An 11,084-nucleotide genomic window follows, 5' to 3' on the forward strand; every position below is an offset into this window, starting at 1 on the left:
CGGTGCGGCCGGAGCCACGTGAGGAGGATGGGTGTCGATCAACTCTCGGGGGCTGCGACGTCGTCGTCGCGGTCTGGTTGGCACGGTGAGCGCAGGAGCCGCAACGGCCCTCGTCGCCGCGACCCTCGGGGTGACGCCGGCGAGCGCCACCACGCACACCACGAACACCACGCGCACCGCGGTCAAGCACCGCAACCACACGCAGCTGCCCAGCCACGTCACAGGGGCCGGCTCCCTCGCCCTCGGCATGCAGCGCACCGCCGGCGGCACGGTCGACCAGGACCTGCGCCGGGCCACCGGCCCGGTCGACGTCATGCTCGAGCTCGACGCCGTGCCGGCGGTCCGGGCGTTCGGCCAGGCCCGCGGTCGCGGGCTCGCCGCGGCCAGGAGCGCGGCGCGGAGCCAGACCTCCGCGGTCAAGCAGGCGCAGCGATCCGTCGAGAGCCGGTTCGGTGCGGGCTCGACGCGCGCCCGCACCCTCTACCGCGCCCACGCCGCGTACGCCGGCATCGCCGTGCAGACCGACGCGAGCCGCCTGGCCGCGCTCGCCGCGATCCCCGGGGTCAAGGCGATCCACCGGCTCACCCCGAAGTCCACGTCGAACAGCTCGTCCGTCCCGCTCATCGGGGCGCCGAAGGTCTGGGCCGGCACCGACGACACCGGTGAGGGCATCCGCGTCGGCATCATCGACACCGGCATCGACTACACGCACGCCGACTTCGGCGGTGACGGCACGACCGCCGCGTTCGAGGCCGCCAAGGCCTCCACCACCTTCGCCCAGACCGCCAAGGTCGTCGGCGGCTACGACTTCGCCGGCGACGCCTACGACGGCGCCGACCCCGCGTCGGTCCCCGTGCCCGATGCCAACCCGCTCGACTGCGAGGGCCACGGTTCGCACGTCGCCGGCACGACTGCCGGCCTCGGCGTCGCGGCCGACGGCTCCACGTGGACCGGCGGCTACGCCGACCCCATCGAGCCGGAACAGGTGCGCATCGGCCCGGGCGTGGCGCCCGGCGCGAGCCTCTACGCACTCAAGGTCTTCGGCTGCGACGGGTCGACGAACCTCGTGGGGCAGGCCCTCGACTGGGCCGCCGACCCGAACGGCGACGGCGACGTGTCCGACCACCTCGACGTCGTCAACATGTCGCTCGGCAGCTCCTACGGCTCGCCCCAGGACCCCGACTCGGTCGCCTCGAACAACCTCGCGGCCCTCGGCACGGTGGTCGTCGCCTCCATCGGCAACTCCGGCGACGTCTACGAGGTCGGCGGCTCGCCGGGCAACGCCCGCCGCGTCCTCGGCGTCGCGGCCTCCGACGACGGCTACGACGTCGTCGACGGCCTCAAGGTCGACTCCCCCGCCGGCATCGAGCCGGCCGACCCGATCGACGGCAAGCAGGACGACGTCTTCGCCGCCATGCGGTCCGACAGCTACGGCTGGGCGGCCGGGCCGGGCGTCACCGACGTCCCCGTCGTCACGGTCGGCGACTGGTCCGCGGACCCGGTCCAGGCCGAGGGATCCACGCCGGGGAACAACACCGACGGCTGCGACCCGTACACCGGTGACGACGTCACGAAGGTCGCCGGCAAGGTCGTCATGCAGATGTGGCTCGACGGCAACGGTCGCCGGTGCGGCTCCGCCGTGCGCGCCGCCAACGCCAAGACCGCCGGCGCCGTCGGCGTCATCTACGGCAGCGACTCCGACGCCTTCTCGGCCGGGGTCGCCGGCGACGCCGGCATCCCGGCGATGCTGCTCGTCAAGCAGGGCCGCGACGCCATCCAGGCGAAGCTCGACGCGTCCACCGAGGTCCGCGTCACGATGACCAACGCGCTGCGGAACGCGGTCACCGTCACGAACCACGGGGCGATCGACCAGGTCGCGAGCTTCTCCTCGCGCGGGGTCGGTGTCGCCGGCGGCGTCAAGCCCGACGTCGCGGCGCCCGGCGTCACGACGTTCTCCGTCGCGGTCGGCACCGGCGACGAGGGCATCGCCGAGTCCGGCACCTCCATGGCCTCCCCGCACGTGGCCGGCGAGGCCGCCCTCGTGCGCGCCGCGCACCCGTCGTGGACGGTCGAGGAGGTCAAGGCGGCCATCATGAACACGGCCACCCAGGACGTCTCCGTCGGCCCCGACCACACCGGCGAGGTCTACGGTCCCGAGCGCGTCGGGTCCGGACGCGTCGTCGCCGACGCCGCGGTCGACACGACGACGCTCGCCTACGTCACCGACGACCCGGGGGCCGTCAGCGTCTCGTTCGGTCCGGTCGCCGTCACCACGGCGACGAAGACGCTGACCAAGACGGTCCGCGTCGTCAACAAGCGGCCCGTCACGTCGGCGTCCTACACGCTCGACTACGTCGCCGCGCACCCGACGCCCGGAGTTGCCTACTCCTTCAGCCCGTCACAGGTCCGCGTGCCCGCGGGCGGCTCGGTCGACGTCACGGTCACCGCGACGTTCACCCGTTCACAGCTGCGCGCGGTCTCCGACCCGACGGCGTCCGCCGACCCGGCGGAGATCGGCATCATGCGCAACCAGCGCACCGACGCCGGCGGCCGGATCGTCCTGTCGCCGGTCGCAGGCACGTCCGGCGGCGCCCTGCGCGTGCCGGTGTGGTCGGCGCCGCGGCCAGCCTCGACCATGAAGGCGGCCGCGAGCACGACGGTCACCGGCTCGGGCTCGGTCCAGTCCTCGTCGCTGCCGCTGTCCGGCTCGGGCCTCGACACCGTTCCCTCGGGCGAGGACATCACGCCCGAGGACTACGAGTCGACGGTCTCGACGTTCCAGCTGCAGGCCACGAGCCCGCGCATCCCGGACTGCTCGTCGTCCCGGGTGCTCGACTGCCTCGAGACGGCCGACGACCGCGGGGCCGACCTGCGCTACGTCGGCTCGGCCTCGGACTGGGCCGGATGGGACGACCCCGCGGACGCGCTGCTGACCTTCGGGATCAGCACGCACGGCCCGTGGCGCACCCCGGCCAGCGAGATCGAGTTCGACGTCTTCCTCGACACCAACGGTGACGGCACGGCCGACGCCGTCGCGTACACGACCCGCTACGTGACGTCGACCGACGACCACGACTACTTCCTCACCGAGCTGGTCGACCTGCGTCCCGGTCACGTCGGCGACGTCCTCGACGACCAGCTCACCAACGGCGTCGACGGCTCGTTCGACACCGACCTGTTCAACAGCGACTCGCTGGCGATGCCGGTGGCGGTCAGCGCCCTCATGGACGCCGGCATGGTGTCCGGCTCGGCGCCGCGGGTGCGGTACTGGGTCGAGTCGTACAGCCAGCGCGGGCAGGTCGACGCGGCCGGAAGCGCGGCGGCGCCGATGACGATCAGCCTGGCCTCGCCGGGGCTGTCGGCGTTCGGCGACTACGGCACGCTGCTCAACACCGACCTGCCGGGGGCGACGCTCGACGTGTACCGCGACGCGTCGACCGCGGTGGTCGACAAGCCGCAGGGCCTGCTCCTGCTGCACCACCTGAACACCGACGGCTCGCGCGCCCAGGCCGTCGCCGTCAAGCGCCCCTCGAGCACGAGGCTCGCCGCGAGCCCGACGTCGATCACCTACGGCGGGCGCACGACGCTGACGGCGACGGTGGCACCGCCCAACGCCACCGGGTCGGTGACGTTCGGCTACAACGGCAAGGCGCTGCGGACCGTGCAGGTGTCCGGCGGCAAGGCGGTCCTGCCCGTCACCGGGCTGCCCCGCGGCACGGCGTCGTTCACGGCGTCGTACTCCGGCGACGCCTCGACGCTCGCGAGCCGCTCGGGCACCGTCACGGTCGCCGTCAAGGGCCTGGCGAGCCGGACGGCCCTCTCGGCCAACGTCACGAGCTACCGCTACGGCGGTCGCCCGGTGCTCACCGCGAGGCTGACGCCGTCGGGCGCCACCGGCACGGTGACCTTCCGCGACGGCTCGCGGGTGATCGGCACGAGCACGGTGCGCTCCGGCAAGGCGACGCTCTGGGCGCCCGTCCTGTCGAGGGGCACGCACCGTGTCACCGCCACCTACTCCGGGTCGAAGGCCTACAACCCCTCGACGTCGGGGGCGGTGACGCTCACGGTCCGCTGAGCCGCGGCTGACGCGTTTCGAGGGCCGCCCGGGAGCACCCGGGCGGCCCTCGTGCGTCACGACCGGGCGCTCCCGGACGTCGGACGCCGTGGGCGGGCGCCGCTACCGTCGGTCCATGGCGATCGCGACGTACAAGGACCTCTGCATCGACGCCGGCGACGCGCACGCCCTGGCGCGCTTCTGGGGCCCGGTGCTCGGCCTCGACGTCACCCTCCACGACGACGGCGACGCCGACCTCCGCCGCGCCGGCGAGGTGCTCGTCTGGGTCAACACCGTGCCCGAGCCGAAGACGGTGAAGAACCGTCTGCACCTCGACGTCCACGCGGCCGACCTCGACGGCGTCCTCGCCGCGGGAGCCCGCGTCGTCGACGAGCAGCCGCGCTGGACGGTGCTGGCCGACCCCGACGGCCAGGAGTTCTGCGTCTTCGTGCGGCAGGCCGACGACGAGCGGCTGCGCGCACCCCTCTACGAGCTCGTCCAGGACGTCACCGGCGATGCCGACGACGCGCACCGGCTCGCCCGGTGGTGGGCCGGCCTGCTCGGTGCCACCGCAGTGCGCGACGACGGGTTCAGCCACCTCGAGCACGTCGCGGGCCTGCCGTGCGAGAGCCTCGTCTTCCAGCCGGTCCCCGAGGCGAAGGCGGCCAAGAACCGCGTCCACGTCGACGTCACCACCCGTGACGTCGACGGGGTCCTCGAGGCCGGTGCGACGGTGCTGCGGCCCCGCGGCGAGGACGGTCTCGGCTGGACGGTGCTCGCCGACCCGGCGGGCAACGAGTTCTGCGCCTTCACCGTCGGCTGACCTGCCGGCCACGTGCGGGAGGCGGCCCTCCCGAAGGGGAGGACCGCCTCGCTGGCAGGTTGCCGGCCCGTCGTGCTGGGTGGACCGGTCCCGCGTGGTGGGCGGGTCGATGACCGGCCCACCGCCCCGCTCACCGCAGGAAGCCGTTACCGACCTTACGGCCCCACCACTTGCCCAGGCCCCACGTGTCCCCGGCGTAGGTCGCGGCGAGAACCGCGATGCCCAGAGCCTCGATCCAGTGGCTGTCGACGAGCGGGTTGGTCATGCCCGACTGCCCGAGCGGGAACTCGGCCAGGTACATGAGGGCGAGGAGGAGTACACCGGTCCCGGCCGCGATCTTCAGGCCGGCGCCGGCGATGAGGGCGATGCCGATGCCCAGCAGACCGGTCATGAACACCCAGTCGGCCCACGGGCCGGAGATGTTCTTGAAGAAGGTCGCGAACGGGCCCTCGGCGTGCGTCATGAAGCCCTGGGCCGGCGTGCCGCCGTGGATCCACGCCTTCGCGGACGGGGTGGCGTAGCCGAGGCCGAAGAGCTTGTCGAGGAAGGGCCAGAGGAAGGTGAACCCGAGGACGAGACGCAGGCCGGCGAGCAGCTTGCGAGCGATGTCCGAACGGACGACCTCCTCCTGGAACGTGACGACGCCCTTGGTCGGGTCGTGCGTCGGGGTGCCAGCGGTGCCCGAGTCGCCGCTGACTGGGGTGTCACGGTGGATGGTGGCCATGGTGCTCAACTCCAGAACTTCGAGGTGTTCCGGCAGCTACTCTGTCGGTACTACAAACGGTAGTAGTGGCCACAGCCCGTCACAAGGAAATGGCGTGTGATCCGTGGAACAGCCGTGCGGAGGCTGTGCGTCAGCGACGCGCGCGGATCAGCGTGGGCACCTCGAGCTCGCCCGGGGCGTCGGCCAGCTCGCGGACGAGCTCGGCCATCGCGTCGAGCGAGCTGCACACCCCCGCGTAGGTGCCGTCGAGGCGGATCGGCCGGCACAGGATGCGGGTGCCCGCGTTGCGGATGACCATCTCGGAGTCGGGCGAGCGGGCCGCGTTGCAGTGCACGAGCAGGCCGGTCGGCAGGCCCATCGCGGTCGTGTAGGCGACGAGGTCGACGTAGTCGCGAGAGGCGAGGTAGCCGTCGGCCCCCATCGAGTACTTCGCGTCGCCGACGAGCACGACCTCGCTCCCCCGGCGCACGACGAGGTCGGGCACCATCGTCACCGCCCGGCCCTCGTCGAGCCATACGTCGGACTCGGTCTCGATGCGCAGGTCCGGCGCGAGGCGCTGGTCGAGCTCCTGGACCATCCAGCGCCGGAAGAGGTCGTCCATGTCGACCATGAGGCTGTTGGCCTGCTGGTCACCCGACTGGTGCGACAGCGACATCGCCTGCAGCACGAGGCGCGAGAGGCGCATCGCGTCGTCGTAGTGCTCGTTGAGGCGGGTCACCGGCACCGGCACCGCGTGCAGCGTCGCCGGGGTGTCGCTGACCCCCTCGAACCGGCCGAGCACCCGGAGGGCCTCGCGGCGCACCTGCGGGGCCAGCTGGGGCCAGCTCAGCATCGCCTGGAGGGTGCAGCGGAACAGCTGGTTCTCGCGGATGTCGTTGGTGAAGTCGTCGTAGCGGCACTGCGGCTCGGCGGCGTTCCACGGCCGGCGCGCGAACTCCTCGACGAGCAGGCGGCCGCGGATGGTGCGCATCCGCTCCTCGCGACCGACGTAGCCGTGGACGAGGCCCCGCATCGTGGTGCTGTCGATGAGACGGATCGCGAAGTAGGCGACGCCGTCGATGAGCTCGTCGGTGTCGCTCCACGTCACGTGCTCGTGGTCGAAGGCGTCGGGCGAGACGCCGGCGCCGAGCATCGCGAAGAAGTTCGTCACCGACACCCGGGGCGTCACGCGGACGACGAGCCCGGGCACGGCGAGCGCGCCCACCCAGCTCGTGGCCCCGATCGTCACCACGTCGGGATCGGCCGTCGCGTGGATGACGAGCCGCTCCCCGGCCGCGTTGACGAGCGCGGCGCGGGTCTCGCGGTCGAGCCGGACCGGCCCCGAGCGTCCGTGCTCGGGGATCGGGGGCAGCTCGATGGTCATCGACGCGTCACGGCTGTCACGGGCGGGTCAGGTCGAGCTGGCCGTAGCGGGCGAGGACGTTCTCCCAGCGGAACTGCGCCAGCTCGTGCTCGCGGCCGTAGAGCTGGTCCTCGATGAACGGGTAGACGTTGTAGTCCCAGATCCGGCGCAGCGCCGACACGTCGTCGAGCCCCGGGCGCATGAAGTAGCTGTGCCCGATCTGCAGGTGCGGGCCGCGCAGGGCGCGGCGCAGGTCCTCGTTGACGCGGTCGACGAGGTCGGCCACCCACACAGGCCCGTCGTTGGCCTCGAGCCAGCGACGCAGCAGGCCCTCCATCGGGCCGTCGTGCGGCATGAACGGCACGAAGTCGAAGCGTCGGCGCAGGGCGGCGTCGACGAGTGCGATCGAGCGGTCCGCGGTGTTCATCGTGCCGATGAAGTAGAGGTTCGGCGGCAGCTCGAAGCCCTCGTCGGGCCGGTAGCTCGTCTTGACCGAGTGCGAGCGGTACTCGAGCAGGAAGAGCAGCTCACCGAAGACCCGCGGCAGGTTCGCGCGGTTGATCTCGTCGATGATCATGATGTGCGGCGTCAGGGGGTCGGCCTCGGCCGCCTCGGCGAGGAGGGCGAGCGGGCCCTTGCGCAGCTCGTAGACCATCTGGCCCTGGTGGTCGATCTGCGGCCGGAAGCCTTCGAAGAAGTCCTCGTAGCTGCTGCTCGGGTGGAACTGGACGATGTCGCGCTTGGCCGGGTCGGGCTGCAGTGCCGCGGCGAACCGCTGCGCGAGGTACGTCTTGCCGGTGCCGGGCGGCCCGTAGAAGATGACCTGCTTCTTCTCCTCGAGCAGCGAGCGGATCTCGCGCAGGAACGACTCCTGGATGAGCAGCTCCTTGGCTGCCTCGCCGATGGCGTCGTGGTCGGGCACGAGGGCCTTGTCGGAGCGGCGCATGAGCCAGTGCGCCAGCTGGCCCTGGCCCCACGGGTCGTCGGGCAGGAGCGGGTCGAGGGTCTGGCGCAGCAGGGCGTTGGTCTCGACGTGGGTCCGGCCCCGCGACTTGCCTTCGGACCAGCGGGCCGGGCCGCCGAGCCGCTTGAGCATCGCGACCTTGCCGGAGTCGCCGCCCAGGGTGAACAGCGGCAGCCAGTGCTCGGGGTGGGCGATGGCGAACAGCTTGAGCACGACGCTCTCGCCGAAGCCCTGCACCGGGAGGTCCTCCGAGCCGAGGACGCGGTTGATCCGCTCCTCGTCGCGCCCCTCGCCCCAGAGCAGCTCGCGGACCATGAGGCGCAGCTGGTCGATGCCGGGCGCGTCGAGGGCGTTGATCGAGCTGATGAGCACCGACTGGGCGCCGATGTCGCCGTAGCCGCGCGTCGAGACGATGCGCTTGAACGTCGGCAGGTCGAAGTCCTCGAGCCCCTCCTTGGACAGGCACGCGGCGAAGACGCGGCGCTGCTCCTGGTGCCAGGCGTCGCGCTCGTTCGGGTAGGGCCGCTCGGCGCGGAAGATCTCGACCTCGCTCTCGAGGTCGACCATGGCCGCGAGCTCGAGCTCGGGATCGTCGACGGTGCCGCGTTGGCTCGAGTTGAGGAAGCGCAGCAGCGGGGTCAGGGCCCGCGCGGTCGTGACGACGTCGTCGGCGAAGTCGGCGCGGCCGAGGGCCTCCTCGCCCTTCCACCAGCGGCCGGCGAAGACCTCGCCGGAGACGTACTCGCGCCCTGCCGGCTCGACCCGGTCGGGCCGGCCGTCCTCGTGGACGCGGACGAACGTCAGGCCGCGCGGCAGGTGCTCCTGCACGAGCGTCGCGACCTCGCGCAGCTGCTCGTCGCCCTCGCCCTCCCAGCCGCCGTGCAGGCCGAAGGCGACGCCGGAGGGCGTGACCCAGAGGCGGAAGCCGGGCGCGCCGGCGCCGCCGACGAGGATCCACGACGCGTAGAGGTCGGAGCGGTAGGCCGAGTCCTCGCCCGCGTGCTGCTGCAGCGCGAGGGTCGGGGCCTCGAGGTAGAGGCCGGTCTCGGTGGACAGCCGCTCGATGAGGCTGTCGGACACGTGGTCGGCCTCGCCGCGCAGCTGGCGCGCGAGGTCGGCGGCGCGCTCCTCGTGCCGGCCGCTGGCGTAGCCCGTGGCCGGCCGGAACTCAGCGGCGAGCTCGGCGGCCTCGACGCACACGTCGAGGATCTTCGGGGCGATGCCGACGAAGGCCTCGGTCTCCTTGAAGTACCAGAGGATGCGCGCGGCGTAGCGCGGGTCCTCGGGCCGCAGCGCCGCGCAGAGGTCGGCGTAGGCGACGTAGCGCTCGGCGTGGCTCAGGCCGCGCTCGAGCCAGCCGAGCCGCTGGAGCATGTGGGGGGCGTTCTCCCACATGAGCGGCCAGGCGCCGCCGTCGTCGGTGGACCAGAAGAGCGAGAGCACGTACGCGGTCTGCGCCGGGCTGGGGGCCCGGTGCCCGCGGGAGCCGCCACGGGCCAGGAACGCCTCGATGGCCTGCAGCTTGTCGGCGGCGTCCTGCGGCGAGGCCGGGGTCTGCAGGGTCAGCTTGAGCAGCCCGACGACCTCGGCGTACTCCTCGTCGGCGCGCCGCGCGAGGGTCGCGAGCCAGGGGCCACCGACCGGGCCGAAGCCGACGTAGGGGCCGTCCTTGCGGGCCCACTGGTTCATCGCCTCCTTGAAGGCGACGAGGTCGCTGCTCGCGACGAGGTCGGCGAGGATCTCGCGCAGCTCGCCGTTGCGTGCCGCGCGCTCGGAGTCGAGCTCGGCGAAGAGGGCCTGGGCGTCCTTGTCGGCCTCGGCGGCACGCTCGATGAGCGTGTACTTGGCGCGCCATCGCTTGACGTCGACGGTGTCGGTGCGTGTCATCAGGCTCCCTTGCACGCCCACTGCTTGGGCGTCGTAGTGACTGCGCGTGTGGAGGTGCGCACAGGACCGCGCCAAAGGTTACCTGCCGGTCCCCGCTGCTCCGAACTCGCCGCCTCCCCGAGCGGGCTGCCTTCGGATCCGGTGTCCTGCGGGCACTGATCCCACGGATCGGGAAGGTCGGCCGGTCAGTCGGGTGGCGGCGTACCCCGCCGGGTGTCGGTCGTCCCGCTGCCCGGCACGGTGGCGTCCGGCAGCAGGGCGTCCTCGTCCTCGGCGTCGCCCATCCAGCGCGCCCCGGCCACGCCGGAGCTCTCCCCCGACGGCGGACCGCCGAAGCCCGACGCGTCGGCGGCATCGGACGCGTCGGTGGCGTCGGTGGCGACCTCACGGGTGACGCGGTGCACGGTGAGCAGCCAGGTGAGGACGCCGCCGGCGACGAAGGCGATGAGCAGCAGGACCCCCTTCACGACCGACCCTCCTGACGAGCGGGGTGCGGCTCGCCAGTGAACGCCTCGTCCGCCGACCGGGCCGGGACGCGGGCCGCTGACACGGCGATGGCCACGAGCGAGCCGAGGACGAAGGCGACGACGCTCCACAGGAAGGGGCTCCAGAAGCCGCCCTCCGAACGCCCAGCGAGGCCGAGGAGCGCCGTGACGACGACGAGGGCCGCCCACCACGAGCCGCCGACCTCGGTGCGATACGCCCGCGTCACCCGCGAGGGTCCGGGCTCCCGGGTGGTGGTGGTGGTGCCGTCCGGCTGGGCCATTCGTGCTCCGCTCACACCCATCCCGTACCCGGCTCCGCGCGGGCGGACACACCCGACACCCGCCCGAGGCCGGACCGTGGCTCACGCGGCGGCGCACCCGCTCTCCGGCGCCATGGTGCGCACGTCGTCGAGGCCGGCGACCGCGACCGCGTGCAACCGGACGCCGGTGTCGCGGCAGGCGGCCTCGAACGCGTCGCGCCGAGCCCGGTCCTGGGCCGTGGGCTCGGACGTCCCGGGGCGGGCGAGGACGACGGCGACGTCGTGCACCTCGTGGCGGGTCAGCTCGGCGAGGAAGCGCCGCAGCACGTCGGGGGCCTCGGTGCCCTCGGGCAGGCGCACCGGCTGGAGCAGGCGCCCGTTCGGGTGGCAGAGCAGGACGTAGGTGGCGCCGTCGGACCTCGAGCGCTCGGTGGCGATGAGGTCGGCGACGCCCTCGAAGACGTCGGGGTGGGTCACGGGTCGCTGCGCCCAGTCCCTGGGCAGGTCCTCGAAGTGCATGACGACGAGCATCCCCTCGACCGGTG

General features: G+C 72.8%; 8 protein-coding genes. 2 read left to right on the forward strand and 6 right to left on the reverse strand.

The window, feature by feature from the left end:
- Positions 1–85: 85 nt before the first annotated feature.
- Together RY076_RS21515 and RY076_RS21520 are read left to right on the forward strand one after the other, a co-directional pair.
- Positions 86–4,075 carry a S8 family serine peptidase gene (locus tag RY076_RS21515; RefSeq protein WP_323101630.1) on the forward strand — a complete coding sequence of 1,330 codons (3,990 nt, stop codon included), beginning with the start codon at positions 86–88 and terminating at the stop codon, positions 4,073–4,075.
- Positions 4,076–4,190: 115 nt separating this feature from the next.
- The gene (locus RY076_RS21520; protein ID WP_323101633.1) at positions 4,191–4,877 is read left to right on the forward strand and encodes a VOC family protein; all 687 of its coding nucleotides are present in this window, start codon (positions 4,191–4,193) and stop codon (positions 4,875–4,877) included.
- A 130-nt stretch (positions 4,878–5,007) separates the two neighbouring features.
- Here the strand turns inward: RY076_RS21520 and RY076_RS21525 are convergent, their stop codons facing one another.
- The 6 genes from RY076_RS21525 to RY076_RS21550 form a co-directional block, all read right to left on the reverse strand.
- A complete protein-coding gene (locus RY076_RS21525) occupies positions 5,008–5,601 on the reverse strand; it encodes a DoxX family protein (RefSeq protein ID WP_323101634.1) in 594 nt (197 codons plus the stop codon).
- A 130-nt stretch (positions 5,602–5,731) separates the two neighbouring features.
- Positions 5,732–6,964 (reverse strand): McrC family protein, encoded by a 1,233-nt coding sequence (locus tag RY076_RS21530; protein ID WP_323101636.1) that lies wholly within the window; start codon positions 6,962–6,964, stop codon positions 5,732–5,734.
- Positions 6,965–6,980: 16 nt separating this feature from the next.
- A complete protein-coding gene (locus RY076_RS21535) occupies positions 6,981–9,794 on the reverse strand; it encodes an AAA family ATPase (RefSeq protein WP_323101638.1) in 2,814 nt (937 codons plus the stop codon).
- Positions 9,795–9,979: 185 nt separating this feature from the next.
- Entirely contained in the window at positions 9,980–10,261 is a 282-nt protein-coding gene (locus RY076_RS21540; RefSeq protein ID WP_323101639.1) for a hypothetical protein, read from the reverse strand.
- Positions 10,258–10,575, reverse strand: coding sequence for a hypothetical protein (locus RY076_RS21545; protein ID WP_323101640.1), 318 nt, complete (start codon positions 10,573–10,575; stop codon positions 10,258–10,260). The genes RY076_RS21540 and RY076_RS21545 overlap by 4 nt, the downstream gene beginning before the upstream one ends.
- A gap of 66 nt (positions 10,576–10,641) precedes the next feature.
- Positions 10,642–11,058, reverse strand: coding sequence for a hypothetical protein (locus RY076_RS21550; protein ID WP_323101643.1), 417 nt, complete (start codon positions 11,056–11,058; stop codon positions 10,642–10,644).
- Between the last annotated feature and the right edge of the window lie 26 nt (positions 11,059–11,084).

The sequence above is a fragment of the Intrasporangium zincisolvens genome (assembly GCF_034724055.1).
GTDB classification, from domain to species: domain Bacteria; phylum Actinomycetota; class Actinomycetes; order Actinomycetales; family Dermatophilaceae; genus Monashia; species Monashia zincisolvens.

Bases quoted from the DNA above. Each gene is read 5' to 3' on its own strand.
- RY076_RS21525 (WP_323101634.1), bottom strand. From the start codon at position 5,601: ATGGCCACCATCCACCGTGACACCCCAGTCAGCGGCGACTCGGGCACC.
- RY076_RS21535 (WP_323101638.1), bottom strand. From the start codon at position 9,794: ATGACACGCACCGACACCGTCGACGTCAAGCGATGGCGCGCCAAGTAC.
- RY076_RS21550 (WP_323101643.1), bottom strand. From the start codon at position 11,058: ATGCACTTCGAGGACCTGCCCAGGGACTGGGCGCAGCGACCCGTGACC.
- RY076_RS21530 (WP_323101636.1), bottom strand. From the start codon at position 6,964: ATGACCATCGAGCTGCCCCCGATCCCCGAGCACGGACGCTCGGGGCCG.
- RY076_RS21520 (WP_323101633.1), top strand. From the start codon at position 4,191: ATGGCGATCGCGACGTACAAGGACCTCTGCATCGACGCCGGCGACGCG.